The organism is Nitrospirota bacterium (assembly GCA_020851375.1).
Classification (GTDB): Bacteria; Nitrospirota; 9FT-COMBO-42-15; order HDB-SIOI813; family HDB-SIOI813; genus RBG-16-43-11.
The window spans coordinates 41,189-66,289 of record JADZCV010000008.1 but is presented as its reverse complement, the minus strand read 5'-3'; the positions used below and the strand labels follow the sequence as shown (position 1 = coordinate 66,289).

The following is a 25,101-nucleotide window of genomic DNA, read 5'->3' as shown; positions in this document are numbered from 1 at the left end:
GCCTTGTCTAAAGTCATTTCTTGCGTTCGTGCGATTAACTTCATGGGATTGAATTATGCGCATACTTTTTATAGGTGACATCATAGGCGAGGCCGGACGGAAGACCATTTCAAAAAGACTTGAGGCGGTTGTTGATGAATACCGCATCAACCTTGTCATTGCAAATGGTGAAAATGCAGCAGGCGGTTTTGGCATAACGCCCAAGATTGCGGATGAACTGTTAGATGCCGGGATCAATGTAATTACCTCAGGCAATCACATATGGGACAAGAAGGAGATCGTCCCCTATCTTGAAAAGGAGGGAAGGCTCCTGAGGCCTGCAAACTACCCTGATGGCGTCCCAGGACACGGAAGTTTCACAGCCTATACGAATACGCGTGATAAGGTGGTGGTCCTTAATCTCACCGGCCGGGTCTTTATGGGAAATTTCGACTGCCCATTTCGTTGTTTTGACCGTGAATACAAGAGGCTCAAGGCTGAATCAGACATCATCATTGTTGACTTTCATGCTGAGGCAACGTCTGAAAAGATTGCCTTCGGCTGGTATGCGGATGGAAAGGTTTCCGCAATCATCGGCACTCATACGCATGTCCAGACAGCTGATGAACAGATCCTGCCAAAGGGGACAGCCTATATTACTGATGTTGGGATGACCGGCCCCTTAAACTCCGTGATAGGCATAGAGAAGGATATGGTGATTGAGAAATACCTGACCCTGATGCCAAAACGCTTTGAAGTGGCCAAAGGCCGTCCTGTCCTCTCAGGCGCTGTCATTGACATCAATGAGACGGACGGAAAGGCAACGTCAATAGAAAGGCTGCATTTAAGCGATGGATGAGCAGACAGAGATGCCGTTCCGGCAGATCCTCACAGTCTCTGAACTTACCTCTGTTATCAAATCCACTCTTGAAGGAAATTTTACCGACGTCTGGGTAGAAGGTGAAATCTACAATTTCCGTGTACCCTCCTCAGGACACATCTATTTTACCCTGAAAGACAACACATCCCAGATAAAGGCGGTGTTGTTCCGCTCCTCAGGCCGTATGCTCAAATTTGTGCCGAAGGACGGCCTTCATGTCCTCTGCCGCGGCAGGATAACTGTGTATGAGTTCAGGGGAGAATATCAGATCGTTATAGAATACATAGAGCCAAAGGGCGTTGGGGCGCTCCTCATGGCCTTTGAACAATTAAAGGAGAGGCTTTCCAAAGAAGGTTTGTTTAATGAAACAAGGAAGAGGCCGATACCGGCCTTCCCCAGAAAGATAGGCATAGTTACATCACCCACAGGCGCTGCAATAAGGGATATCCTTAAAGTGATAGACAGGCGTTTCGCCAATGTGGAAATAGTGATCGCCCCTGCAGCGGTACAGGGGGAGAGGGCAGCGCCTGAGATCGTTGATGCAATTGCTGCGCTGAATAGCCTGGAAGGGATTGAGGTTATTATAGTCACAAGAGGAGGAGGAGGAATAGAAGACCTCTGGCCCTTTAATGAAGAGGCAGTGGCACGGGCAATATACAACTCAGGCATACCTGTCATTTCCGCTGTAGGACATGAGATAGACTACACTATCTCTGACTTTGTTGCAGACCTGCGGGCGCCTACGCCATCTGCAGCAGCAGAAATGGTCGTTAAAAACAAGGAAGATATCCAGCGGTATATCGGGACACTCCATCAGAGGCTGTTGTATGCAAAGAACACCTTCTTTGAAAAGAAGAGGGAGCAAATATACTCACTGAGCCGAAGGATATTCAGCCCGGCACGTGAGATCGGAAGGCGTTTTCAGAGGCTGGATGAAATAGATACGAGGCTGATCAACGGGATTCAGCGGATCATTAAAGACAGACAACATCACATCGAGAAACTGATCAAGGATGTAAACTCCTTCAATCCCCGGAATAAAATAGTTCTGAACAAACAGAGAATGGATGCCATGATAAATTCCCTGTGCAGAAATTTCTTTCATCTTGTTGAATTAAAAAAGAAGGAATTCCACAGCCTGATTGCAATGCTCGACAACCTCAGCCCCCTTGCCATCCTGTCGAGGGGTTACAGCATTACATACAAGCTGCCTGACCGGACTATAGTAAAGCTGTCTTCTGAGGTGCAGCGTGGGGATAAGGTAGATGTCAGGCTCCATGAGGGCGCCATTACCTGCATTGTTGAGGAGATTAAATATGCTTTCAAGGCAAAAACAGGTTAGTTCGTTCTCTTTCCTCCATCACCTGCATACTTCAATAAAACCTTGCTGAAGCGTGCCATAAGTTGATCTCGAGATCAGTTTTGCATACTCCTGCATATATTAACTCCGAGAGCTTATGAGCATGGTTATCCATGACATATGGGATGCTCATATATTTTCTCCTGTAATTCTACGAAATGTTTCTGTCCATTCCTTCCATATAAGTTCAAAATCCGGTAACTCCTTAAGCATCGGCCCCAGGCGGTCTCGCCAAACATTTATGTTCAATTCCCTGAGACTGTCAGATGTCACCCCGGAAAGATCAGGTGTGATATCCCTGGTCCGGCATTTTTCCTGAAACATCGGAAATAACTCAGCCCATGAGAAGTGTTCGCCAGAGTAACACAACATATACCAGAGGTCATATAAATCCCTGGGCCGAGGCCATTTATTCTGCTGCTGGAGAAGGGAACGCAGCTTCTCCGAAACGATTTCTGTTTTTGTGTATGATTGTATTTTGAACGCGGTAAGGTCGGAATACCTGGACTTGGCTTTGATTGTGCAGACAATTGGTGTTTCAAGGATTGGCTCATCGAATGTCAGGTGTATCCTGACCTGTGGCAACCCTTGCCTGCGCAAGCTACCCCTGCTGTACTCAATGGGAATCTCCATTTGAAAATCACCGGGAACAGATATTGGCTCTTTCACGGTCATCCTGATCCCTGAATCACTCTGTACCTTGTCATCCGCCTTTTTAAGTAATTGCAGGGATGCATCAAGATTATCGCCACCAGGACTGCAGCTAAAATCAATGTCCTCGGAAAACCTGTACCCCCTGTAATAGCAGTGTCTAAGACATGTCCCCCCCTTGAATACCCATCCATGCCTAACCAGCCCTGAATGTGTCAGTCCCCATAGAACCCAAAGGATAATGTAATCCTTTTCAGTCTGGTCGAATCTGAGTCCCTCTTTTTCAGCTACCCTATGTAGTTCTGCAGTTGTAATCATGCCTTAATCACCGCATTAATCAGAAGCCCCCACCGGCGGTTGTATTTTCCGCGCCGCGGCAGTGCAGGATCGAGTAGCGAAAATCCTGGCGAAAGCGTAACGAGTTTCCGGAGCATTTCAACATCGCCCAACCCCAGTGTTTCCATTAAAAACCCGAGACGCTTGGCAACTGCGCTGTTTCCAATCCTGGCTGCATATTTCCTAAGTCTGGATTCATCGAGCTGTTTCCAGGAAGTCAACAGTGCTTTGGCTATTTCCCCTACTCCCCCGACATACTGTGGAAGATCAAGTCCGTCAATGATCGTCTTCTCTCTGTCTGTTACAAAAAATGGCATCTCGCCTATCCAATCTTTTTGAGTACCAAAAAACCTCTCGGGCCGCAGCGAAATAATTTTGTAGATAACACCTAATACCTCGCCCGGAGGCCGCCGTACAGGATGGTTGGTTGCCACAAACACAGTTCGGGGAAGCTGCTCTGTCATGCCGTGATAATTCAGAGCAGACCAGTATGCAATCGCAGCCGGCGATACAAGCTCCATGGCAATAATGAATTCATGCAGTTGAGGGGTTCTGTCTTCTCCTGACGAAAGCGGAATGACGGCGAATCTTCCTCGTTTGATGCGCTTTATCCACCCTTTAGTTTGAAGGCGTTCCAGAAATTGTCTGGTAGGATCACTTTTCTTGTGGCCAAGGACGCGGCGAGCGTCCGCAATGCTGAAAGCAGGGAGAATCCCTATTTTGGCAATAAAATGAGCTTCCTTTCTTCCCAAAGGGCTTCTTGTTACATTTTGCATGCCATTTGTCATTTCCTCAGCCTACCTATGGCTTACATAATATAACACTTTAGGTAAATGGTCAACTGTTATCTTAACTCTATCACTTGCATACTTCAGTCAGTTTACATCTATTGCACAAATCAGGAAGCTGTGATTTGTCCACATTAAGAGTCCCTGCCATCTCATGGAGAATAAATAATTGTTTCAGGTATTTGCCGGCCACAAGGCGATGCAACTTATCTTTTTCCTTCAACCCGAGCCATTCAAAGACGCCCTTATCGCCTCTCGATGCATTGCATGTCTGGCACGCAAGCACAACTATGTCACCAAGTCGTATTTGAAGAATTATATCATGTGTGTTATATATTGTAAGGAGTTTTTATTTAATCTCCAGGTCGAAAATAAAATACAATGTCATGGAAATACAAATAGACCCTCACACGTTACATCGCGCTGAAGAACGTGGAACCAATGAAAATGAAATCATCGAAGTAATTAATACAGGAATAACTATTCCTGCTAAATATGGACGAATAGGAAAGGCTAAGGTATATGGCTTTCAAAAAAATCGTCTTGACACATATTATGAACAGAAAAGGGTTGAAGTATTTTATACTATTGAAGGAAATACAATAATAACTGTTACAGTATATGTATTTTACGGAAAGTGGGAGGGTTAAATGAAAGTTAGTTATGATGATAAAACTGATCTTCTTTATATCAGGCTGGATGAAAAAAAACAGGACGTTATTAACAGGCGAGTCTCTGAAGATATTGTACTCGATATAGGTGCGGATGATAGAATTGTAGGAATAGAGATTCTTGATGCTTCCAGGCATGTAACCCTGGACAGGCTTCTACCTGTTAAGTATGAGGTTTTGAAAGCGTAGTTTATGGAATTTGCTTTTTTGCCGTCAGCATAGTCAACTGCAATGCCTTTCGCAACATGATTTGTTGTTTAGGCAGAGGCAACTATACAAGATGAAGCTTCTTCTCCATTGATTTAAGAACACCCTTAAACATGCGTGATGCTTTAAACAATTCAACGCCTATAAGCTTGCCGTGACCGTCAAGTTCCATGTTTACTCCAGGAGATACTTCCACAACCTCAGCTTCTTCTCCCTCTTTTGCAAGGTAGAGAATGTCCTCTTCTTCGTCGTAAAAAACATTAAAATCATTCATTAGATTTTCCTCCATCTTCCTGACTAAATCCTGTTTTCCTTCTGCCCTTCCTTTAGAGGTTGTATATAGTTAACAGCTTAACATCTGCATCGTCAAGCCTGTATGCTACCATTATATCCCTTTCTTCTCCATATAATACTCCCTTCATCACTGCAACTGTATGCCCTGTCTCTTTATCCATGAATCGTTCCTCTGCCTGTTCGTAATTTTTTCTGAGGCAGATTATGTTCAATTTTTCTCATTAAAATCCTTGCCTCAATGTGCTTTGAATATTTAATTTGCATAGTTATCCCGTCCCTCCACAATCGCAATCTCCTCCGGCGTCAGGCCGTAGAGTTTATAGACCATTTCATCAATCTGCCGCTCAAGGGCGGAGGTGTCAGCGTTGGGGCCTCCCCCCGGTAGAGATTTATAAGTTCCTTATTTACAGCCTTAAGAGCATCATACTGGGCTTTATATATATATATGCGCTCTTTAACCCCTTTAAAAGACGTTTTGTACTCTGTGCTCATTACAGCTTTCATTTTCCTTACTTCCTATATCATGCTCTCAAGGCAAAAACAGGTAAGTTCGTTTTCTTTACCCCATAGCCTGCATACTATAGTAACCTCTCCATCCCGCAACTCTTTGAAACGGTCTTGGACTATTTATTGCATCATTTTTGCATCATCTGCCTAACTTTTGCATCATTTTTGCTTCTTCAAGATATAGTGCAGATCTCTCTAATACTGCCGCTGAATCTGTTGAAGAAACAATCGAACCCAGTAATAAGCCCTCATAAATAGTAAAGTCTGATATTGCCCAGACAAGGAGTCCGACAGAAATACCTGTCAGGAGTACACCTATAGTCGACAGACTTAATCCCTGCCAGAGAATGGGTTTGATCGCCTTCCAGTCCGTGTCAAACCCTCCTGAGAAAAGGATAACATTCAATGCGATGACTCCGATAGCCTGTGCCACTTTAGGATTGTCAAAGTATATGCCGCCTATACCTTCTGAACCTGCCAGCATCCCTATTGCCAGGAAGAAGATTAATATAGGTAAACCTAATTTGTATGAGGTTTTCCCTGCAACGAGAGAAATAAATATCAGTACTGAAGCTATTAAGAGTGCGTTTTCAATTGAAATGCCGGCTATCATGGTAGAGTCCTGATTGCTGTGAAAAACAAAAAAGGCGTATCCTCCTGGTATCCAATAAGACGGCATGTGATAGGGCCATACCAGGGAAGGAGACGTCTCTAAAAAACAATCGTAAACCGCTCTCTCGCCGGATGTGTGAAGAGGAGGATGGCGATGTTACAGCTCGAGCCGGCGGTTTTTTGCAGTGATAAGATAACATGATTAATTTTCGCTGTCAAACAAGGACGAGCTCGCATATACAAGGTCAGTATCATCCTGCGCGGTATGGCGATGGGTGTCACTCAACTCCTTGCAGAGGCTCTGATGAAGGAAGAGATGCTTGAACGGGCTGATGTGGAGCGGATAATCTCAACGCACTGATTTCAGAGTTTAACTTCGATAGAAGGCTTACAAGGACTCCGTGGTCTTGATTTTCAGTATAATAACAACAGGTAATACGAGTGCCGCAATTAAGAGCAGTTTCAGGATAAACGTATCCACAGAAATAAGCGATGTACCTCCTACTATAAAAATAGAGAAGATCGCATAGACCTTTGCCTTCCTGGGCATACTCCTTGTCTCATGCCACTGTTTGATAAGCGGGCCGAATGTCTTATTTGTCAAAAGCCAGTGATGAAGTTTTATTGAAGATTTTGCAAAACAGGCAAGGGCCAGCAGCAGGAAAGGGGTTGTAGGCAACACCGGAAGGAATATGCCGAGAACAGCCAGACCAACGCATAAAAGCCCCAATGTAATGAGCAATAGTTTATACATATATATACAACTATATCCAATTTACCGGCACTTCGCCAGTTCATGCCCTTTTATTCATTTCAAAACGGCTCAGCAGGATATAAACGCATGGAACCACGAACAGCGTGAAGACAGTGGATACGATCGTCCCGCCGATAAATGGCCGGTGACAGTTCAAGCTCACGGGCCCCGATCTCTGATTGTAAAGACAGGATGTCCAGTTCTATGGGTCTGATTTCTTCCGAGGATTTGACTGCTTCTTCACAGTAAGCTGCAAAAAGTAATAAGTGGGTTCATCCACATAGAGGAGCGATCCCGGACCTTACGATTTGCCTGTCCCGTCAGCGCTGCCCGTGCCCTGGCGTCGAATAACGTTCATTGCGAGTGAGACCATTGAGCCCACATCACTCAGGGTAGCCGGCAAGATCATGGTATTTCCTTCCTGTGCAAGTTTACCGAACTGAGTCAGATAATTATCGGCGACACGTAGTTGCACCGCCTCAAACCCACCTGGATGCTGAATCGCTTCGGCGACCTTGCGTATCCCGTTAGCTGTGGCATCAGCGATGGCGAGAATGGCTGCCGCCTGACCTTCGGCTTCGTTGATTTGCTGCTGTTTCTTCCCCTCGGAGGCCTTGATCGCCTGTTGTTTCTCGCCCTCAGCACTGTTGATGGCGGCATCTCTTTGTCCCTCGGAGGTCAAAATGAGCGCCCGTTTTTCCCGCTCTGCGCGCATCTGTTTCTCCATTGCCGCAAGGATATCCTGAGGCGGCGTAATATTCTTTATCTCATAGCGCATGACTTTGATGCCCCACGGCTCGGAGGCTTTGTCCAGTTCACTGACAACCTGGGTGTTGATGTTGGTCCGTTCTTCAAAGGTGCGGTCCAACTCAATCTTACCGAGCTCGCTGCGCAGTGTCGTTTGGGCGAGCTGGGTGATACCGAAGATATAGTCGCCGATACCATAGGAAGCACGCTCGGGGTTAAGAGTCTTCAGGTAAAGCACACCATCAACGGAAACCTGCACATTATCCCTTGTTATACAAACCTGGGGCGGTATATCTATGGCCTGCTCTTTCAAAGAATGTCTGTAGCGAACCACGTCGAGGAAGGGGATGAGAATATGAAACCCGGCGCTGAGCGTGCCGCTGTATTTTCCCAGTCGTTCAACTACGTATGCACTCTGTTGCGGAACTACTACGGCCGTCTTGGCGACGATAACCATAATTACAACTGCCAATATGATGACGACACTTAATACGCCCATGGTTTCCTCCGTTTCACTTTTGTTCGGCGCGGACGAAGATTGTGAGGCCTTCAACGCGTTCCACTTTACAGCGCTCTCCGAGCGACAAGGTTCGCTCTCCAATGTTACGCGCACTCCAGGATGTCCCGCGCATCTCGGCTTTGCCAACGTTGTTAACCGGGACTTCCTCCATCATGACCGCTGTTTCGCCAACCAGGCTGTCGATGTCGTCCCGGCTTTCTACGTAAGTCAGTTGGAGAAGCCGTCCGCGAAACAACCCGAGGGTGACAACCGAGGCTACACAGAATAGAATAACCTGAAACCAGGCAGGACCCGCTACACCAAAACCGGCAAGTGTACCCACCACTATGGCACCGATGCCGAAAAAAATAATATAGAAACCGCCTGGTGTAAGCAGCTCCCCCAATAATAGTGCAAGACCGAGCAGAATCCAGATCCACCATTCCATTATTTATTTTTACCTCGTTGCACACCAGGAACTTGCTTTTATGAGGTTACGGTAGCAGGATGAGATTTTGCTGTCAACAGGAAACTTTCATTTCTCCAAAATCTCAGGCGTCAGGGGGGCGAATTGCCTTGCCCACCCCCAAAAATGAGGGTGGGCAAGAATGAGGACGTTCTTGTTATTTACGAATTACCGGAACCCGAAGATTCCTGTTTTTTCCACTCATCTTCCTCCCGGAGATAGACTGTCCTGTGCGGAAAAGGTATCTCTATCCCTTCTTCCCTGAACCTCTTAAGTATAATCTTTCTCAGTTCGTGCTGAACAGGAAACTGGTCCGTAAACTCCTTCACCTGACATACGAGGGTGAAATTAAGGGAGCTCTCTCCAAAACCAGGGATAAACCGTACAGCAGGCCCAGGATTTCCGAGCAGCCCGGGGATATGACCAACGGCCTTTGTTGCCTCTTCGATCAGAATCTGCTCGACCTTTTCAGGTTCCGAAGAATAGCTGACCCCGATGGGGATTGCGAGTGACATACTCTTTTCAGGAAGATTGTAATTTGTCACAATACTTTGAGAGAGTTTACTGTTAGGTATGATAACCATGTTATTGTTGGGCATCCTGATTCGGGTAGTCCTCCATGTGATATCATCAACGCACCCTTCCTGTCCGGTCTCAAGTTTGATGAAGTCTCCGACACTGACCGATTTTTCCACAAGGATATGTACCCCTGCAAAGAGGTTGGACAGCGTATCCTGAAGGGCAAGGGCAACGGCAAGGCCGCCTACTCCGAGGGCTGTAAGAAAGGGGGTGATAGAAATTCCGATGACGCTTAAAGCAATCAGGAGACCCAGAATCAGGATGACCCCCTTTAATATAACGTTGGCAAGACCTGTTGTGGGGATCGGCAGTTTCGACTTCTGTATGTAAGTGGTAAATATTTTACCCGACAGATTGGCTGTAGCAACCGTAACTGAAAGGATCACAATGACATGGATGGTCTTGCTCAGATAAAAGATATATTTCTCAGGAAGCCCTGATATGGCGACTCCGATATACAGCCCTATTGCTATGATCCAGTAGATGGAGGGGGTCTTAAAAGACCTGATGATGATGTCGTCAATGTCTGTTTCTGTCATTCGTGCCCATTTGTTGAGGATTCCGAATGCTATATTCCTGAGGACAAGCAGAACAGCGATTGACAGGATAGTTGTCGCTGACGGTATTAATATGCCTTTTAAATTTGAATCCATAATGTGAATAGTCTGGAAATCACGAAACAATTAAAGTATAGTAATAAATATCCAGTTGATCAAGAAAAAATGTAACTGACCTGGATGGAACAGATGCAGTATTAACCGGAGACTGGAAAATGAAAGGGGGAAAAGATGGATTTCTGGCAGAAGATCAAGAAAGATGTGCAAAAAGGGTTAAAGGACGGGGTGGCAGTAATGAAAGAGGGTGTCGCATCAGCAAAAGAGAAGGCCGAAGTAATGACGGAAGAAGGCAAGAGACGGTACCGGATATTTCTCCTTAAGACAAAAGTTCAAAAAGAGATTTCTGAGTTGGGCGGCAAAATATATGACTTAAGTTCAAAAGTGAAAAATCCTATGCTGGATAATAAGGTCAAAACCGCAATTTCAAAGATCAGGAAGATTGAATCACAGATCGTCAAACTGGAAAAAGAGGCACAGAAGTCTGTAAAGAAGGTCATAGCCAGAACGAAGAAAAGGATCAAATAGATTTCAGCTCTGCAGGGGCATAGACACTGGCGTTTATATACCGGATAATTATCTGTTGTCCTCGTCTACAGCCTTCTTCAGCATATCAAGAATTCCAGGTATGGCTGATGTAACCCTGTTCCAGTTTGGGATCAGCGGGGCGGCCATAGGGTTTTCTGAATATGCCTCAGAAGCTATCCTTATAGCGTTTGCAAATGCCTCTGCAGCGCCTGCCTCCGCATGCCTGTCAAATATGAGTCCATTTATCGCTGCATCCGCCTCGTATTTTACCATGGTATCCTCTGCAAGTCTGATGTATGCCACCTGAAGCGATTTAAAAAAACTGTCTGACATGACAATCCCCTCTGCAGCAAGGAATCTGAACATGGACTTGCAAATGTCCACAGACATCCTCATCAATCCTTTTTGGGCATCATCAGCGGAAAGTATTTGATGCTTATGCTCATAGTTATCCGCTATATCAACCTGGCAGACACGGTGCGGTGAATAATTCCGGAAGACCTCTGACAGCACGCCAACCTCGAGCCCCCAATCCCACGGTATCCTGTTAGTCCTTGCCATATCAGTTATCATTGCAAATTCCCCGGCAAGCGGATATCTGAAGCTGTCCAGAAAAAGAAGGAATGGATTCGGCCCCACAAGTTTTTGCATGGCCCTGATGAGCGGAGTCATTAAGAGGCGCGTCACCCTTCCGTGCATCTTGTCGGTAATTCTGCTGTAGAAGCCTTTGCAAAACACTACGTCTATATTAGGATTGGCAACCGGATAGCATAATCTGGCGAGCATCTCCCGGTTGTATGTAACTATGTCACAATCGTGCAGCGCAATGACTTCAGATTGTGCATTGGCTAATATGTATCCATAGGCAAACCATGCAGAGCGTCCTTTCCCATCCTCGCCCGCCGAGACATTATTTCTCTCGAGTGTGGCATAAATCTCCTTAACCCTTTTACCCTCATTATGAATAATCCTGACTTCACATGGAAGCTGGGACATGAACTCCCGGACATAACTGAATTCCTTGTCACTTGCCCTGCCAAGAACCAGGATAATCTCACTGAGGTATCTGACCTTTTTTAACTCTGCAATTATACCTTTGATAGCATCTCTCTGAAACTCAGTAACGAGCGCAGGGAGCACCAGCGCAATGGGACGCTGTCTGGAAAATTCCCTGAGTTCAGACTCAATCCTTTCCAGCCCCGGACTTCCAAGCCTGTGCAATGTAATTATTAAATCAGTCTGATAGAAATCCGCCATCTTTCACCTCCTATAAATGTTCAGCATCTCTTTCTTTTTCATTCCTCCTGTCCCCTTTATGCTCCGCCCCGCCGGCGCTGATTATCCTTTTCGCTGCATCTATTCCGCCTATGCCAAATGCTATTGCAAGGGCAAGTATAATGCCGCCAAAGACTATGGAAAAGGCTGCTATCACTATACCCCGCGCTATCTGAAGCTGTTCAAGCGCCATCGCAAGAATTAGCACAATCAGCAGAAGCCTCACTGCCTCGGCAAGTATCTTTGCATAGTGATATCCGCTGTTAACTGCGGTGATCAACACTGCCCTGCTGATAAAACCGGCAAACATGTAACCCCCGATAAGGATGATAAGAGCGGAAAATGCCCGCGGGATATAGAGAAAGAATTGTGCTGTCAGATTGTCAATAGTCTGCAACTGAAGGGCGCTGAATCCGATCATCAGAAATAGTATAATAAGAAACCAGTAGATTATACCCCCGAATACCTCTGATGGTTTTGACCATATATCCCCTTTTCTTATAATAGCGGTCAAACCTGCCCTGTCACACCAGCTGTCAAAGTTTGTAACCCTGAAGAGCCGCAACAAAAACATTTTAATGAGGCGGGAGAATAAGAAACCGGCGATAAAGATAATCAGCATTGCCAGCACATTTGGTACAAACTCAAAGACTTTTATTCCAAAATTAATCAGCGGCTGAAATAACAACTCCATAAAGTTCTCCATAATATCACCTCCTCATTTCCAGTTACTTATAAGATAATCTTTGTTATTTTCAAACTCCTGACACAATTTCTCTATGCAGGCCTCCGCACCTTCCTGTTCCATGTTTTCCACTTCAAGCACAAATGATGCAGTTTTTCCAAGATATAATGGTACAAGCGACCTGATAAGGTGTTCCGGCGCCATCACCTTTCTATGATACGCAATGATAAAGTCATATACAACCTTTGCCCATAATCCATCAGGAAATTTAAATGACGCGTCAGGAAGACGACTGAGACGTTCTATCTCACCAAAATCCCCCTGTCCTATTATCTTCAACCATATATCCCGAAGATTTTCCTGCCCTGCCCTGAATATGTTAAGCATCTTCTCTGCATTCACCTTTACGGATTCAAGTCCGACCTGATATCTGAAGCCTAAAGTCGGAACCTCTGACGATCCCTTTTCATCCTTCCACTTGTCATAGTGTTTCTCTGTCAGGGCAAACAGGGTAGCAACCACCTGCAGCAGCATATCCGCAAGGTCTGAACCCGGATCCTTAGGGTCGTGGATCTTTGCCCCCAGAAAGGTCTGACAGACTTTATAATCACCGGCAATCGCCTCTGTTGTCATCCATATATCAACACCAAAGCGGGCCACATGACTTTCCCATACCTCCTGAGACATGTAAAAATCAGCCATTCTTCCTGAAAATCCAAACTCACCTCCTATTGGCTGCCTGATCCTCCTGCCATAGAGGGCCCTTGTTAGAGGATAGACGATTGAGTTAGTAATCGTTCCATCATATTTATGCCTGTTGTAGAGTGGGGCTACAAAGTCAAATCCATTTTGAATTACAGGGGACAAAAGAAGCTCCACCCATTCAGGCGTTATGCTGCGTAAATCAGCATCCACCACGCAACATGCCTCAGCCTTCATCTCGACAGCCTTGCGGAAAATGGCCCTGAAGGCGCTCCCTTTCCCTGGGATCCCGTTGTAGGGAATGCTGATCCTGTGGGCCGGGTATACAGGGTGGGATAGAAAGATCGCGGCTTGGTCATGGGTGGCAGTCTTCACAATATCCGGCGTCCCGTCCCTGGATCCTCCATCGGAATTGACGATAATCGCCTTTTTATCCGGGAAATATTTCACAAGCCCTGCATCCACGGCCTTCACCACATGACCTATTGTACCTGCGTTATTAAAACTTGCGATCCCGACGAGGATGTCCGCCTTCTCAGTTTTCATGTTTGTCTACCATGATGATTTGAAGATCCATTACATTGGTACCAGTAGGGCCGGTCTTTAAATGATGCCGCTCACGCGACAAGGAATCGAGTTTTTCAAAGAAATGATATGAATCATTATTCTCAAGATAAAACTCTGCATCAAGCCCGTATTCCCTTGCAAGAGACATCGTCCTGCTGTCCACGATGGCTCCTGCAGCCTCCGTAGGGCCGTCAGTGCCGTCAGTGCCGGCGGATAGGAGCGTTATCCCCCTTTTTCCTGCAATCTCTATAGCAAAGGCGAGGGCAAGCTCCTGGTTTCTTCCGCCGAGACCGTTTCCTTTTACTGTGACAGTTGTTTCTCCGCCGGAGATGAGACAGAGGGGTTTATCACCGGCCTTCATGTCATTTCTTGCTTCTATTGCCCTGACAGCAAGGTCCTTTGCCACTTCTTTCGCCTCCCCCTGAAGTTCCGACGTCACTATGTCAACTGTAAACCCCATGGCTTCAGCCTTTTCCCTGGCAGCATCAATCGCCTCTTTTATTCCCCCTAAGATGACTGTCCTTGCCTTTCTAAAAAACTCTTCACCGCCCTTTGGTGTCTCTTTATGCTTCCCTTTCTCACCACCTTCTAAAATCTTCACTACCCTGACAGGAATCCTGTCTTCAAGTCCATATTTCCTTATAACCTCTACAGCATCTTTATATGTAGTGGGGTCAGGTACGGTCGGCCCTGAGGCAATAACATCAAGCCTGTCGCCGATTACATCAGAAAGGATCATTGTATATATAGTAGCAGGGTAGGCCAGTTCCGCCATCCTGCCACCTTTGACATTGGAGATATGTTTCCTGACTGCATTTAGCTCATCGATGTTAGCCCCTGCCTTCAGAAGAAGATCTGTAACAGCCCGTTTATTTTCCAGACCCACGTCATCTATAGGTGAAACAAGAAGGGATGAGACGCCACCGGATACCAGGCAGATAACCAAAGTCTTTTCATCCGCCCTTTTCAGCACATCCATTATTTCATTCGTTCCTCTGACACCATTGAAATCAGGAAGCGGATGGGATGCCTCGATCTGCCTGACCTTTCTGAGTAATCCCGTGTGTCCATACTTGACAATGATAATCCCCTCCTCAATTTTACCTTCAAATATCTCTTCGATGGCACGTGCCATTGGAGACACAGCCTTCCCCGCCCCTATCACAACTATCCGCCTGAAACCGTTGAGGTTATACTCCTCTTCAGGGAGGATTATCTTATCACCGGCGACTCTTAGCTTCCCCATGACTGCTCGATAAGGGTCTGCCGCCTTGATTGCAAAGTTGAAGATATCAATAAGATATTCTTTATTTATTGTCATAACAGACTCGTTCTTTTCAGGTTTGTGACACCCGGTTACAAATGCGAAATAATCCCTATAAAACAGAAATCCTTACAACAGGTGATTTCATTGTACTTCTATGAACTATTTTTTTTACAGATTCACGGGGTATCTTAAATTCATCCACAAGGATATTAACAACAATACCTGCTCTTTCCTCTGCAAGCATCTTCTCCTTCCGGCTCGCTGTTTCAGGATAGGATTCGACAACAAATTCAGATGATGGATCCCTTTGATAGACCTTTTTTATTTCCAGCAGCACAGTCTTCATCTCATCTGACAGAGTTGTCTCCCCCCTGTTGAAGACCAGAGGAGTGATAAACGGGATGGTCTCCACCTTCAGATCAACCGGGTGACCCAGGTCTTCAGAAAGTATTTTACTGAGCCACTGAATCTCCGACTCTGTCATGGGGGTATCTTTTTTTATCTTAAGGCTGACAACAACAGGGGTTGCCTTATAGTGAAAGCCTATATAGAAATCATCCACAATAGAAGGAGCAATTATCCTGTCAATTTTTTCTACGGTCTTTCTGATAGTCCCCAGAGAATCCTCACGGGAGCTCCTGATAATTTCAGATGGAGGTCTTGAAGGGACAAGGGTCGGCAGTAAAGGTGATCTCGCCGCTTCTTCCTTCAATCCTCCTGTCTGCACTCGCACCTGCTCCACATTCAGTATAACATCCCGATTGAGATAGCGGGCAACCTTTTCCTCAATCCTTTTTACCTCAGCCTCCTTCAGATAGTCCACGGTGTTGACAATGGCGCTGATCTCAAGTGTATCCTCTTCTCCCTCAACATATCCGAAAGTGGCCAGATGGGAACGTCTTTCCACGTCGAATTCCTGCTTCAAAGCAAAATTGATATTACCCCTTAGCCTTACCTCTGATACAGAGACATGGAGGGTATAGATCAGGGGAATTGCAATTATGATAAAACTGAGTGTAAGGATGATAATCCTCTTCCTGAGCTGTGCAATCCCGATCTCTGTAATGATTCCAGGTTTGAATCCGTAGAGGAAAAAGATGATGGAGGTGGCAAAGATGATGGCAACGAAGTTTGTAAAGAAGAGAAAAAATCCGCCACCTGCAACATAGAAATTCCACGTCCCCATACCGAATCCTGCAACACTCAGGGGAGGGATGACTGCTGTGGCAATCGCCACACCGGTGACTATCGTGATGTAATTCTTCCTCGTACATATCGCGATCGCACCGGCGATGCCAGCAAAAAAGGCGATGATCAGGTCATAGAGATTCGGTCTTGTCCTCGATAGTATCTCATCTGTCACTTCATGCAGGGGAGACAGATAGGTTGCAAAGGCCGCTATCACAATAGTGACGGCAACGCTGAGGGTCACCTTCCTTAGGGCTTTCTTTCCAATTGTCCAATCCCCTGTGATAAATGCAAAACCGCAGCTCAGGATCGGCCCCATCAATGGGGAGATCAACATGGCGCCGATGATGACCGCTGCGCTGTTTGTAATCAGGCCGGACAGGGCAATCAAATTGGCAAGTGTCAGAAAGAGAAAGTAGCCAGGAGATATATCCACTTCGAGGTAGATGTCCTTGATCACCGTGCGATGGTTGACCTCGGCTGCCATCTTGCCTGGGATATTTTTCAGATAGGAGATTAATTTATATGTCAAACTCTCAAAATCCAATCTCTTCCTCCATTCTTCATCCACTCTTTGCCCACTCTAAATCGAGGCACCCTCAGATCAGATTCCTTCTGCCCTGATCTGGCGCGGCAGATCGATCCTCTCTTGAATCTTCAGGAGTACCTTCCAGACCTTGCTGTATGGTCTGCCGAAGGTGATCACTCTGTAACCAATCGTGAGCTCCCCGTCTGCCGGAAATGGGGAATACCCTTCCGGGATAAAGCAACGTCCCGTCAAGATCTGTAAAAAGATGACCTGTGTCACAATATAAGTAAGGTTTACGGACCAACTGCGATGTTATATGCTTGACCAGCCTGACATCCATCAGTATACTTCAATCATCCCCTGATTTCCAGACAAAATTAAGGCTTTAAAAATTGACTTTTCATATTCTCTATTATATTCTCTTGGATGAGAGGACGTTAAAATGAATGAGAGAATTGAAATAAATGATAATGTCTGCCATGGCCAGCCATGTATAAAAGGTACGAGAATTATGGTTTACCTTATTCTTGAACTTTTGGAAGCAGGACTTACTCCTCGTGACATTGTAAGAGACTATTATCCTAACCTGAAAACCGAAGATATTACCGCATGTCTTCATTACGCTGCAACGCTCATCAAGGAACAGGAATATGTTCCATTTGAAGAGCCGGTACGTTGAAATTTCTTGCTGACGAAAATATTTTCCCTAAAATTACTGCCCATCTCCGTGATAAGGGGCATGATGTAAAATCTCTCCAGGAAGAAGGTATCTTCAAAAGTATAGATGACGAAGTTATGCGTATGGCCAAAGAAGAAGATCGGACTGTTATAACGTTTGATAAACACTTTGGCAATATTCTGAAATACCCCCCTGGGAAGACATCCGGAATAATTCATATAAGAATACATCCGCCACTTCTGGAATATATACTGCCTTCATTAGATCTCCTTTTAAATCAATACAAATCCCCTTCTTTCAGCGGGAAGTTGATAATTCTTGAAAGGAATGGTTACAGGATCAGGAGCTGAACTGAAACAGGAAATTTTAGCTATTCTATGGTTGAAACATAAAAATGCATAACGAGCGCAATCCCCTTAGCTTGCTATGGGTCTGGTAGGAGGCAAGCTGATCCATAATCACGGAGCATCTAAGTCTCCGAGTCATCCTCCATGAAATATCTCAGGGCAAGAGGGGCGAGGAGCGTTGTCAGGGCTACTACAAATACAACTACTGCATAGGTCTCATCATTGAATATACCGCCCCTTTTTGCAACTTCAGCAAATATGAGCCCCACTTCCCCCCTCGGCACCATTGCAATCCCTGTAGAAAGCTTCCTGTTCCAGCCACCCTTGACCCATATACCACTGACCATCTTTGTGATAACGGCGGTAATTGTCAATATGCCGGCAAATCCCCAGAAGGCCCCTGAGGCAAGGTCAATAACCCTGAAGTTGATCGACACCCCAACCATGACAAAAAAGAGCGGGACGAAGAGTTCGATAATCGGCTTCATGCTATCCTCGATCTTTTCCGCCATTTGGTGGCTGTAGTGATCAATGGTTGAGCCCAATGGGAAAAAGAAACGTCTTGCCAGCGCAATTCCTGCAGCAAAAGATCCCAATATTTCAGGGGCACCGACCTTATGAGAAATAACAGCGAGGATAAGGATCACCGATATTATTAATGTGGGCGCCATCCCCTTTGTTTTGCTTATCAATGTTAACCTTGCCAACATCGGAACGAACAATTTTGCGATGACTGGTGCAATAAGAAGAAAGATAGTGATGAAGGCCAGTATCTTTATCGTGTTGAAGACATTAACTGTTCCTTTTACTGCAAAGTCATAAAGAACAGCAAGGATGACCACACCAATAACGTCATCTAAAACAGCAGCCCCGAGTACGATCCTGGATACTCTGGTCTTTTCTTTCTTCAGATCTACCAGAACCCGGACAGTAATGCCAATGCTCGTGGCCACAATCGTTCCGCCAATAAACAGGGAGGGGATAAGTGAGAGACCGAATCCGTAATGGGATACCCAGAACCCGAATACAGCCGGGGCGATTACCCCTGTTGCCGCTACAAGAAAGGATTGTCCCCCAACCCTGATAATCTGTCCTACATCTGTCTCAAGACCAACCTCGAAGAGGAGAAGCAGTATCCCGATCTCTGCAAGGAGATAGAAGGTTGGAACAGGCTCAATGAATCCGAGAAGGCTGGGTCCAATGATGATGCCGGCAACAACCTCACCGAGGACAGAGGGGATCTTTATATATGCAAAGACTTCGGCAAGGAACTTTGCGGACAGGATGATTACAAGTAACTTCAGAAAAAATTCGGATGCCTCCATCGGTCCTCCTCTGTCCGTTTATACTTCTTACTCTATTTATTAATTCTCTCTTATCCTTCTTATAAGTTTGCTAACCTCTCTGCTCCATCCGGCAGGACCTATACCACTCGCATAAATAAGGTTTTCACGTTTTATTCTCTTCTCATAACTCCCGTCCTCCTTCTGAACAAGAACAGGATAGTCCACATTCTCCAAAAGTGGAAGATCGTTGAAACTGTCACCAAGACCGATTGTAACAATAATTTTCCGGGTTTCTTTATAATAATCCATGAGCATCCTGACGGCCTTCCCTTTATCATTGTCACCGAGGATGTGATAAAATCTCCCCTGCGTCCAGTGCAGTCCGGTTTTCTCAATTGCATTCAGAAACTCTTCAACACGTTTTTCCCCCTCTTCAAAAACAAAAGGCTCATCGAAGTCCCGCTGTTTTGATAACCTGGCATCTGATAACTCCATACCTGTAAGCTGTGCCACTTCTTCCGGACTCATATCGCCAAATCCCCTTACTCTTATCCCTGTTCTGTCCCGGATATCATTAAATATTCTCCTGATAACATTGTATGGCCTGCCAAGAATCGTTACGATGTATTCGTCATCCCTGCGACTTTTCTCAGAACCTGCAAAATATCCGGCAGGAATGAAGATTCCGCCTCCGTTCTCAGAAATGAACGGGTCGTGATTATTCAACTGCCTGCGGTATACTTCAATTTCAGCCCTGGTCTTACTGGAGCAAAGAATTACCGGAATATTCGCCGTATGAGCTTCCTCAAGCTCAGGAATAGCATCCTTAAACGAATAGCTTGCCGGATGCAGCAGGGTGCCATCCAGGTCTGTAATTATTATTATACTTGTCACTGCATAAGAGTTAAATCGGTTATCAGAACATCGTAGCGTCTTGTGATGACTGCTTAGTAGATAAGATTTTACTCTATATACGCATAAAATATCAAATCAGATTTTTACTGTCTGAATTTGAAATCTTTAAATCACACTGAGTAAAACCACAATAGAATGTTAGTAACCACTATCAGCGTGCCTAAATTGCATTTCGATCCTGTCTCTGCTATAAAATAGTCATGAAATTAACAACTTGCCCGGAGTGCGGTGTTACCATCCAGCCCAGGAATCCTTTTCCTACTGTGGATATTATTATTGAGATTGAAGATAAGTGGATCGTGTTGATCAAAAGGAAAAATCCGCCTTATGGCTGGGCAATACCCGGCGGGTTTGTTGATTACGGAGAATCATTAGAAGAAGCGGCAGTGCGTGAGGCACTGGAAGAGACATCGCTCAACGTAGAACTTGTACGGCAATTCCACGTCTACTCATCCCCTGACCGTGACCCGAGATTCCATACCATTGCTACAGTGTTTATCGCCCGTGCAGCAGGAACACCAGTTGCTGCAGATGATGCCAAAGAGGCAGAAATCTTTACGAGGGAAACACTCCCCGTGGAAATAGCCTTTGACCACAGGAAAATACTGGATGATTATTTCAACAGCAGATATTGAGGAGTTATGACTACACCTTAGATGCTGATAATAACTACTTTATGTGAGCCAGGGCCATCTTAATCAGCCCTTCAATGTCAAGCCTCTTTTCAACCCTCTCGATTTCCCGGATTGTAGTCCTTAAAGAAGGGTTTTTGGGGATGAACAACTGGCAGCAGTCCTGGTCCGGGATTATGGAGATGTCGTAAGTGCCGATGCGTTTTGCCTGGGCGATAATCTCCTCCTTATCCATGCCGATTAGCGGCCTTAGTATGGGAAGCGTTACTGCATCGCCGGTTGTAGATATATTCTCAAGGGTCTGGGAGGCCACCTGTCCGAGACTGTCGCCTGTTACGAGTGCAAGGGCGCCTGTCTGTGCTGCAATCCTTTCAGCGACCCTCAACATCATGCGCCTGTATATTACCACCCTGTATTTCGCAGGCACGCTTAAGACTATATCCTTCTGTATATCACCGAACGGGAGAAGATATGCCCTGGAATGCCGCTGATATTCATTCAGTATCTCTGTGATGTCCTGCACCTTCTCCTGTGATGCCTTGCTCAGATAGGGGTAGCTGTGGAAGTGAACGAAGATTACGGAACAACCACGCTTCATCATACGCCAGGCTGCAACAGGCGAATCAATGCCGCCGGAAAGGAGGCATACCACAGTGCCGCCGGTGCCAACAGGGAGGCCGCCTGGGCCTTGAATACGGTCAATATAGAAGTATGTCTCGCCGGACAATATCTGGATATGAACAACAAGCTCAGGATTGGTGAGATTGACCCTGGCCCCTATAGACTCCTTAATATGGGCGCCGACAATCCTGTCAACATCCATTGACGTGAGTGGGTATCCCTTGTATCCCCTTCTTGTGGACACCCTGAAGCTCTTAAACTCTCTCCCCTTTATGTAATGGAGGACCTCATCCTTAAACAGATTGACATCATTTGAAAGTCTTCGGGTCAGGACGAAATTGGCAATTCCAAAGGTCTTTGAGAGCCTGTTGCATATTTTGGCCTCATCTGCATTTGAAGGCAGGTCAAGGATAATCCTGCCGTCTTTATGTCTGATATTTCCTGCACCAAGGCCTGTTGTTGCATACCTGATATTGTCTATTAACTTTTTGACAAATACGTGCCGGTTTTTGCCTTTTAGGACTATTTCCTGATAGTGGACTATTATGTGCATACTGACCTTGACCCAAATCGCCCTTATCGCTTATACTTTATTATACAAGGAGGTAAATAATGAATACAATCTGTCCTTTCATGAGCAATGCAGTTGAAGAGGTTATTTGTAAAGAAAATTGCGCCCTGTATATTGGCGGACAGGGTAAAAATTGTATACTCTCAAGGCTTCCTATTTATTTTAACCAGACGAGGGAGTCGTTGACTGTGATCTCAAACAGGGTGGAATCCCTGCTCAATCTGAGTAAAGATAAAGTCTGACTTAGAAAACTTTCCGCAATATAATTGTCTCATCACGCCGGAAACCGGTCGAGATTATATCCACGTCAACTCCTACCAACTGCTGTATCCGTTCTACATACTTTTTCGCATCTTCAGGCATGGAATCATAATTTGAAAGGCCTGCAGTGGAGGACTTCCATCCTTTCATTGTTTCATACACAGGCTCACATGCCTCAAGGACATTCAACTGGGACGGCATGTCCGTATATGTTTTCCCCTGATACGTGTAACATGTGCATATCTTTATCTCATCAAGCTCATCAAGCACATCCATCTTCGTCAGCACCATGCCGGTAAAACCGTTGACATCCGCTGCATAACGTGTTGCCACAGCATCAAACCAGCCGCACCTCCTCGGTCTTCCGGTTGTTGCGCCGAACTCCTTCCCCTTGTCCCTCAGGAGCTCACCTGTAGCATCATCAAGTTCCGTTGGAAACGGTCCGCTGCCGACCCTTGTGGTATAAGCCTTGACCACACCAATAACCTTGTCTATCTTTGTAGGCCCTACTCCTGTGCCTGTGCATGCCCCGCCTGATGTTGCATTGGATGATGTAACGTATGGGTATGTCCCGTGGTCTACATCAAGATGGGTTCCCTGCGCCCCTTCAAACAGGACATTCTTCCCTTCCCTTAACACCCTGTTCAGAAGCACCGCCGTGTCTGTTACATAATCACGAAGCCTGTCTGCATACCCTGTATATTCATCATAGATATCTTCAAGGATAAAGCCTTTTGCACCATATAGTCTCTCAAGAAAATAGTTCATCTCCTGGATATTTGTCTTGAGCTTCTCCCTGAAGACCTCCTTGTCCAGAATGTCTGCCACCCTGATACCGACCCTCGCCATCTTATCGGCATAGGTCGGGCCTATTCCCCTGCCTGTGGTTCCTATTTTCAGCGAGCCCTTCTGCTTCTCACTCTCCTTCTCAATGGCGCGGTGATAAGGCATAATTATATGCGCCCTTCCGCTGATCAGGAGATTCTCTCTTACCTTTATACCCTTTTCCAGCAGACCGTCAATCTCAGCGAGAAGGGCCTGAGGGTCTATCACTACGCCGTTGCCGATGACACACTTTTTCCCCGGGCGGAGTATGCCAGACGGTATCAGATGGAGGATGAACTTGCTCTCCCCTATGACCACTGTGTGACCTGCATTGTGTCCGCCCTGATAGCGGACAATATAGTCAGCATCTTCAGTGAGGATATCTACGATCTTCCCTTTTCCCTCATCGCCCCACTGGGCGCCTGTGATTACTACTGTTGACATATCACCCTCAAAAAGGACTTATAGCCTTATAACCCTCGGGAATTGCAAAAAGTGCCGGCTCTATGGCATCTGTCCTGACATTTACATACTCAATAACTTTCCTGCTTTCCCCGGAGAGTTCAAATTCATACTTGACAGGTATATTGTTGAGGTCGTCAGCCTCCCAAAGAAGATATTTCTCCAAAAGCTGTTCCTCTTTTCCGGTCTTTTTGTCTGCCTTTTTTATCAACTTCACTTCATATACGGTTGCCGGATGACCTTCTATCACATCTTCACCCTTCTTCTTCTTTTCAACCTTTAGCTCTTTTCCAGGACTATATTTTTTCTCAGGAGGCGGCTCAAACATGATGAAATCCTTATCTGCTGTAATATCCTGTTCCAGATATAACTTTACATTCAACATAATAGTATATAGCTTCTTCTTCCCGAAATCGTATATTCTTATGCCTGGATTGCCTTCAATACCCGATGACTCCTCTTCGACCCTGAGCATATCCCCCTCTGAATAAAACTTCTGCTCAAGCACGACATTGTCCGAGTCCTTCGTTATCAGCCTGGTCTTCTTGACAAAGGAAAGGCCTGCAAAGGCCGTGTCAGCCAGGAATATCGTCAATACAATGGCCCATAATATTAATTTATTCATTGTATGCCTCCAAGTTAAATAGGGACAGCGACTATTTATTTTGCACAAAATAAATAGTCGCTGTCCCTATTTAACGCTCTATACATGGAAACGGAAGTACACCACATCCCCTTCCTTCATAACATAATCCTTCCCTTCAAGGCGGAGCAGACCTTTTTCCTTTACAGCCTGTGCTGAGCCAAGAGAATCAAGGTCAGCAAATGACATCACCTCAGCCCTTATGAAACCGCGTTCTATATCTGAGTGTATCTTTCCTGCTGCCTGCGGGGCCTTTGTGCCCTTAAGCACTGTCCAGGCCCTTACCTCCTTCTCACCTGCCGTAAAAAAGGTGAGGAGGTTTAACAGATCATACCCTGCACGGATAAGTTTGTATAGACCTGGCTCAGAAAGCCCCATCTCTTTCAGAAAGGCTTCATGCTCCTCAATAGGCATGGTGGATAGTTCATCCTCTATCTTACCACAGATCGTGACAACAGTTGCACCCTCTTTTGCGGCTATATCCTCTATAACCCGGACGTATTCATTCCCCTCCAGCATCTCCTCTTCGCTCAGATTCGCTGCATAGAGGACAGGTTTAGTCGTAAGCAGGTGAAGCTCGTCAAGGATCCTGTTTTCTGCTTCTGAATAGGTTAAATGTCTTAGAGGCTTCCCCTTTGAAAGCTGGTCATTGAGCATCAGAAGAAATTCCATTTCAGCCCTGGCGTTCTTATCACCTGTCTTCACCTGTTTTTCAGTCCTCTGAATTCTCTTGCTTACTGACTCCATATCAGCAAGGGCAAGCTCTGTCTCAATGATTTCTATATCCCGCCTGGGGTCAACATTTCCGTGAACGTGAACAACATCAGGGTCTTCAAAACAGCGTACCACATGGACTATAGCATCCACTCCCCGTATATGTCCGAGAAATTTATTGCCAAGCCCTTCACCTGCTGAAGCGCCCTTGACAAGACCCGCAATATCAACAAACTCCATTGTTGTTGGGGTGACTGCCTCGGGTTTAAACATCACAGTAAGCCTTTTCAACCGGAGATCAGGAACAGATACCACCCCCACATTCTGGTCTATGGTGCAGAAGGGATAGTTCGCCACCTGGGCGCCGGCAGATGTCAGCGCATTGAATATGGTGGACTTCCCGACATTCGGAAGTCCGACTATGCCGCAATTAAAACCCATAAAACTCCTTCAAAAATAA

The 25,101-nt window shown here is 45.8% G+C and carries 31 protein-coding genes; 9 read left to right on the top strand and 22 right to left on the bottom strand.

The annotated features are described in order from the left end of the window. The first annotated feature begins 55 nt into the window (after nucleotides 1-55). Both IT393_02160 and IT393_02155 read left to right on the top strand, forming a co-directional pair. Entirely contained in the window at nucleotides 56-838 is a 783-nt protein-coding gene (locus IT393_02160) for a TIGR00282 family metallophosphoesterase (protein MCC7201454.1), read from the top strand. Further along, nucleotides 831-2,201 carry an exodeoxyribonuclease VII large subunit gene (locus tag IT393_02155; GenBank protein ID MCC7201453.1) on the top strand — a complete coding sequence of 457 codons (1,371 nt, stop codon included), beginning with the start codon at nucleotides 831-833 and terminating at the stop codon, nucleotides 2,199-2,201. Before IT393_02160 ends, IT393_02155 begins: the two co-directional genes overlap by 8 nt. Nucleotides 2,202-2,348: 147 nt before the next feature. On the opposite strand, the gene IT393_02150 is transcribed toward IT393_02155, so the two are convergent. The 3 genes from IT393_02150 to IT393_02140 form a co-directional block, all read right to left on the bottom strand. Further along, the gene (locus IT393_02150; protein MCC7201452.1) at nucleotides 2,349-3,188 is read right to left on the bottom strand and encodes a nucleotidyl transferase AbiEii/AbiGii toxin family protein; all 840 of its coding nucleotides are present in this window, start codon (nucleotides 3,186-3,188) and stop codon (nucleotides 2,349-2,351) included. Further along, nucleotides 3,185-3,958, bottom strand: a complete 774-nt coding sequence (locus tag IT393_02145; protein MCC7201451.1) for a hypothetical protein — start codon at nucleotides 3,956-3,958, stop codon at nucleotides 3,185-3,187. The genes IT393_02150 and IT393_02145 overlap by 4 nt, the downstream gene beginning before the upstream one ends. Nucleotides 3,959-4,064: 106 nt before the next feature. Next, the gene (locus tag IT393_02140; protein ID MCC7201450.1) at nucleotides 4,065-4,280 is read right to left on the bottom strand and encodes a hypothetical protein; all 216 of its coding nucleotides are present in this window, start codon (nucleotides 4,278-4,280) and stop codon (nucleotides 4,065-4,067) included. A 100-nt stretch (nucleotides 4,281-4,380) separates the two neighbouring features. Here IT393_02140 and IT393_02135 point away from each other — a divergent pair, with 100 nt between their 5' ends. After that, nucleotides 4,381-4,644, top strand: coding sequence for a hypothetical protein (locus IT393_02135; GenBank protein MCC7201449.1), 264 nt, complete (start codon nucleotides 4,381-4,383; stop codon nucleotides 4,642-4,644). Next, the gene (locus IT393_02130; GenBank protein ID MCC7201448.1) at nucleotides 4,645-4,854 is read left to right on the top strand and encodes a DUF2283 domain-containing protein; all 210 of its coding nucleotides are present in this window, start codon (nucleotides 4,645-4,647) and stop codon (nucleotides 4,852-4,854) included. It abuts the gene before it with no gap. Between the two features lie 82 nt (nucleotides 4,855-4,936). Here the strand turns inward: IT393_02130 and IT393_02125 are convergent, their stop codons facing one another. From IT393_02125 to IT393_02090, 8 genes are all read right to left on the bottom strand, one after another. Beyond that, entirely contained in the window at nucleotides 4,937-5,146 is a 210-nt protein-coding gene (locus IT393_02125) for a DUF2283 domain-containing protein (GenBank protein MCC7201447.1), read from the bottom strand. 52 nt (nucleotides 5,147-5,198) lie between these two features. Then, nucleotides 5,199-5,378 carry a hypothetical protein gene (locus IT393_02120; protein MCC7201446.1) on the bottom strand — a complete coding sequence of 60 codons (180 nt, stop codon included), beginning with the start codon at nucleotides 5,376-5,378 and terminating at the stop codon, nucleotides 5,199-5,201. Nucleotides 5,379-5,469: 91 nt separating this feature from the next. After that, nucleotides 5,470-5,670, bottom strand: coding sequence for a hypothetical protein (locus IT393_02115; GenBank protein MCC7201445.1), 201 nt, complete (start codon nucleotides 5,668-5,670; stop codon nucleotides 5,470-5,472). A gap of 142 nt (nucleotides 5,671-5,812) precedes the next feature. Further along, nucleotides 5,813-6,286, bottom strand: coding sequence for a cation:proton antiporter (locus IT393_02110; protein ID MCC7201444.1), 474 nt, complete (start codon nucleotides 6,284-6,286; stop codon nucleotides 5,813-5,815). Nucleotides 6,287-6,673: 387 nt separating this feature from the next. Beyond that, the gene (locus IT393_02105) at nucleotides 6,674-7,039 is read right to left on the bottom strand and encodes a YbaN family protein (GenBank protein ID MCC7201443.1); all 366 of its coding nucleotides are present in this window, start codon (nucleotides 7,037-7,039) and stop codon (nucleotides 6,674-6,676) included. Nucleotides 7,040-7,340: 301 nt separating this feature from the next. After that, nucleotides 7,341-8,285, bottom strand: coding sequence for a paraslipin (locus IT393_02100; GenBank protein ID MCC7201442.1), 945 nt, complete (start codon nucleotides 8,283-8,285; stop codon nucleotides 7,341-7,343). Nucleotides 8,286-8,298: 13 nt separating this feature from the next. Continuing rightward, on the bottom strand, nucleotides 8,299-8,733 hold the full coding sequence (locus IT393_02095; protein ID MCC7201441.1) for an NfeD family protein: 435 nt from the start codon (nucleotides 8,731-8,733) through the stop codon (nucleotides 8,299-8,301). A 179-nt stretch (nucleotides 8,734-8,912) separates the two neighbouring features. After that, nucleotides 8,913-9,983 carry a mechanosensitive ion channel gene (locus IT393_02090; GenBank protein MCC7201440.1) on the bottom strand — a complete coding sequence of 357 codons (1,071 nt, stop codon included), beginning with the start codon at nucleotides 9,981-9,983 and terminating at the stop codon, nucleotides 8,913-8,915. A 135-nt stretch (nucleotides 9,984-10,118) separates the two neighbouring features. Here IT393_02090 and IT393_02085 point away from each other — a divergent pair, with 135 nt between their 5' ends. Further along, on the top strand, nucleotides 10,119-10,472 hold the full coding sequence (locus IT393_02085; protein ID MCC7201439.1) for a hypothetical protein: 354 nt from the start codon (nucleotides 10,119-10,121) through the stop codon (nucleotides 10,470-10,472). A gap of 48 nt (nucleotides 10,473-10,520) precedes the next feature. Here IT393_02085 and IT393_02080 read toward each other — a convergent pair whose 3' ends face one another. The 5 genes from IT393_02080 to IT393_02060 are packed head-to-tail and all read right to left on the bottom strand — an operon-like array spanning nucleotide 10,521 to nucleotide 16,703. After that, nucleotides 10,521-11,729, bottom strand: a complete 1,209-nt coding sequence (locus IT393_02080; protein MCC7201438.1) for a glycosyl transferase — start codon at nucleotides 11,727-11,729, stop codon at nucleotides 10,521-10,523. A 10-nt stretch (nucleotides 11,730-11,739) separates the two neighbouring features. Then, nucleotides 11,740-12,453: a hypothetical protein gene (locus IT393_02075; protein MCC7201437.1), complete on the bottom strand. Its 714-nt coding sequence runs from the start codon at nucleotides 12,451-12,453 to the stop codon at nucleotides 11,740-11,742. Nucleotides 12,454-12,465: 12 nt separating this feature from the next. Then, nucleotides 12,466-13,680: a glycosyltransferase gene (locus tag IT393_02070; protein ID MCC7201436.1), complete on the bottom strand. Its 1,215-nt coding sequence runs from the start codon at nucleotides 13,678-13,680 to the stop codon at nucleotides 12,466-12,468. After that, nucleotides 13,670-15,022 (bottom strand): glycerate kinase, encoded by a 1,353-nt coding sequence (locus IT393_02065; GenBank protein ID MCC7201435.1) that lies wholly within the window; start codon nucleotides 15,020-15,022, stop codon nucleotides 13,670-13,672. The genes IT393_02070 and IT393_02065 overlap by 11 nt, the downstream gene beginning before the upstream one ends. Nucleotides 15,023-15,077: 55 nt before the next feature. After that, nucleotides 15,078-16,703: a TIGR00341 family protein gene (locus IT393_02060; protein ID MCC7201434.1), complete on the bottom strand. Its 1,626-nt coding sequence runs from the start codon at nucleotides 16,701-16,703 to the stop codon at nucleotides 15,078-15,080. A gap of 424 nt (nucleotides 16,704-17,127) precedes the next feature. Here IT393_02060 and IT393_02055 point away from each other — a divergent pair, with 424 nt between their 5' ends. Next, nucleotides 17,128-17,364: a DUF433 domain-containing protein gene (locus IT393_02055; protein MCC7201433.1), complete on the top strand. Its 237-nt coding sequence runs from the start codon at nucleotides 17,128-17,130 to the stop codon at nucleotides 17,362-17,364. Next, nucleotides 17,361-17,714 (top strand): DUF5615 family PIN-like protein, encoded by a 354-nt coding sequence (locus IT393_02050; protein ID MCC7201432.1) that lies wholly within the window; start codon nucleotides 17,361-17,363, stop codon nucleotides 17,712-17,714. The genes IT393_02055 and IT393_02050 overlap by 4 nt, the downstream gene beginning before the upstream one ends. 119 nt (nucleotides 17,715-17,833) lie before the next feature. Here IT393_02050 and IT393_02045 read toward each other — a convergent pair whose 3' ends face one another. Both IT393_02045 and IT393_02040 read right to left on the bottom strand, forming a co-directional pair. Then, on the bottom strand, nucleotides 17,834-19,036 hold the full coding sequence (locus tag IT393_02045) for a cation:proton antiporter (GenBank protein MCC7201431.1): 1,203 nt from the start codon (nucleotides 19,034-19,036) through the stop codon (nucleotides 17,834-17,836). 39 nt (nucleotides 19,037-19,075) lie between these two features. Next, a complete protein-coding gene (locus IT393_02040) occupies nucleotides 19,076-19,891 on the bottom strand; it encodes an HAD-IIB family hydrolase (protein MCC7201430.1) in 816 nt (271 codons plus the stop codon). Between the two features lie 221 nt (nucleotides 19,892-20,112). On the opposite strand from IT393_02040, the gene IT393_02035 reads away from it, so the two are divergent. After that, complete coding sequence (locus IT393_02035) at nucleotides 20,113-20,547, top strand: NUDIX hydrolase (GenBank protein MCC7201429.1); 435 nt, start codon at nucleotides 20,113-20,115, stop codon at nucleotides 20,545-20,547. A gap of 34 nt (nucleotides 20,548-20,581) precedes the next feature. Here the strand turns inward: IT393_02035 and thiI are convergent, their stop codons facing one another. Next, nucleotides 20,582-21,718, bottom strand: a complete 1,137-nt coding sequence (gene thiI / locus IT393_02030; protein MCC7201428.1) for a tRNA 4-thiouridine(8) synthase ThiI — start codon at nucleotides 21,716-21,718, stop codon at nucleotides 20,582-20,584. 59 nt (nucleotides 21,719-21,777) lie between these two features. On the opposite strand from thiI, the gene IT393_02025 reads away from it, so the two are divergent. After that, nucleotides 21,778-21,978 (top strand): hypothetical protein, encoded by a 201-nt coding sequence (locus IT393_02025; GenBank protein MCC7201427.1) that lies wholly within the window; start codon nucleotides 21,778-21,780, stop codon nucleotides 21,976-21,978. 1 nt (nucleotide 21,979) lies between these two features. On the opposite strand, the gene IT393_02020 is transcribed toward IT393_02025, so the two are convergent. The 3 genes from IT393_02020 to ychF all read right to left on the bottom strand — a co-directional run bounded on the left by IT393_02020 (nucleotide 21,980) and on the right by ychF (nucleotide 25,082). Then, nucleotides 21,980-23,266, bottom strand: a complete 1,287-nt coding sequence (locus IT393_02020) for an adenylosuccinate synthase (GenBank protein ID MCC7201426.1) — start codon at nucleotides 23,264-23,266, stop codon at nucleotides 21,980-21,982. A gap of 7 nt (nucleotides 23,267-23,273) precedes the next feature. After that, on the bottom strand, nucleotides 23,274-23,909 hold the full coding sequence (locus IT393_02015) for a hypothetical protein (protein ID MCC7201425.1): 636 nt from the start codon (nucleotides 23,907-23,909) through the stop codon (nucleotides 23,274-23,276). A gap of 78 nt (nucleotides 23,910-23,987) precedes the next feature. After that, a complete protein-coding gene (gene ychF, locus IT393_02010) occupies nucleotides 23,988-25,082 on the bottom strand; it encodes a redox-regulated ATPase YchF (GenBank protein MCC7201424.1) in 1,095 nt (364 codons plus the stop codon). Nucleotides 25,083-25,101: the final 19 nt, after the last annotated feature.

Coding starts and splice junctions, on each gene's coding strand:
- IT393_02095 (MCC7201441.1), bottom strand. CDS start 8,733: ATGGAATGGTGGATCTGGATTCTGCTCGGTCTTGCACTATTATTGGGG.
- IT393_02115 (MCC7201445.1), bottom strand. CDS start 5,670: ATGAAAGCTGTAATGAGCACAGAGTACAAAACGTCTTTTAAAGGGGTT.
- IT393_02150 (MCC7201452.1), bottom strand. CDS start 3,188: ATGATTACAACTGCAGAACTACATAGGGTAGCTGAAAAAGAGGGACTC.
- IT393_02015 (MCC7201425.1), bottom strand. CDS start 23,909: ATGAATAAATTAATATTATGGGCCATTGTATTGACGATATTCCTGGCT.
- IT393_02035 (MCC7201429.1), top strand. CDS start 20,113: ATGAAATTAACAACTTGCCCGGAGTGCGGTGTTACCATCCAGCCCAGG.
- IT393_02105 (MCC7201443.1), bottom strand. CDS start 7,039: ATGTATAAACTATTGCTCATTACATTGGGGCTTTTATGCGTTGGTCTG.
- IT393_02065 (MCC7201435.1), bottom strand. CDS start 15,022: ATGACAATAAATAAAGAATATCTTATTGATATCTTCAACTTTGCAATC.
- IT393_02055 (MCC7201433.1), top strand. CDS start 17,128: ATGAATGAGAGAATTGAAATAAATGATAATGTCTGCCATGGCCAGCCA.
- IT393_02130 (MCC7201448.1), top strand. CDS start 4,645: ATGAAAGTTAGTTATGATGATAAAACTGATCTTCTTTATATCAGGCTG.
- IT393_02125 (MCC7201447.1), bottom strand. CDS start 5,146: ATGAATGATTTTAATGTTTTTTACGACGAAGAAGAGGACATTCTCTAC.
- IT393_02020 (MCC7201426.1), bottom strand. CDS start 23,266: ATGTCAACAGTAGTAATCACAGGCGCCCAGTGGGGCGATGAGGGAAAA.
- IT393_02090 (MCC7201440.1), bottom strand. CDS start 9,983: ATGGATTCAAATTTAAAAGGCATATTAATACCGTCAGCGACAACTATC.
- IT393_02045 (MCC7201431.1), bottom strand. CDS start 19,036: ATGGAGGCATCCGAATTTTTTCTGAAGTTACTTGTAATCATCCTGTCC.
- IT393_02160 (MCC7201454.1), top strand. CDS start 56: ATGCGCATACTTTTTATAGGTGACATCATAGGCGAGGCCGGACGGAAG.
- IT393_02075 (MCC7201437.1), bottom strand. CDS start 12,453: ATGGAGAACTTTATGGAGTTGTTATTTCAGCCGCTGATTAATTTTGGA.
- IT393_02070 (MCC7201436.1), bottom strand. CDS start 13,680: ATGAAAACTGAGAAGGCGGACATCCTCGTCGGGATCGCAAGTTTTAAT.
- IT393_02085 (MCC7201439.1), top strand. CDS start 10,119: ATGGATTTCTGGCAGAAGATCAAGAAAGATGTGCAAAAAGGGTTAAAG.
- ychF (MCC7201424.1), bottom strand. CDS start 25,082: ATGGGTTTTAATTGCGGCATAGTCGGACTTCCGAATGTCGGGAAGTCC.
- IT393_02025 (MCC7201427.1), top strand. CDS start 21,778: ATGAATACAATCTGTCCTTTCATGAGCAATGCAGTTGAAGAGGTTATT.
- IT393_02080 (MCC7201438.1), bottom strand. CDS start 11,729: ATGGCGGATTTCTATCAGACTGATTTAATAATTACATTGCACAGGCTT.
- IT393_02135 (MCC7201449.1), top strand. CDS start 4,381: ATGGAAATACAAATAGACCCTCACACGTTACATCGCGCTGAAGAACGT.
- thiI (MCC7201428.1), bottom strand. CDS start 21,718: ATGCACATAATAGTCCACTATCAGGAAATAGTCCTAAAAGGCAAAAAC.
- IT393_02100 (MCC7201442.1), bottom strand. CDS start 8,285: ATGGGCGTATTAAGTGTCGTCATCATATTGGCAGTTGTAATTATGGTT.
- IT393_02110 (MCC7201444.1), bottom strand. CDS start 6,286: ATGATAGCCGGCATTTCAATTGAAAACGCACTCTTAATAGCTTCAGTA.
- IT393_02155 (MCC7201453.1), top strand. CDS start 831: ATGGATGAGCAGACAGAGATGCCGTTCCGGCAGATCCTCACAGTCTCT.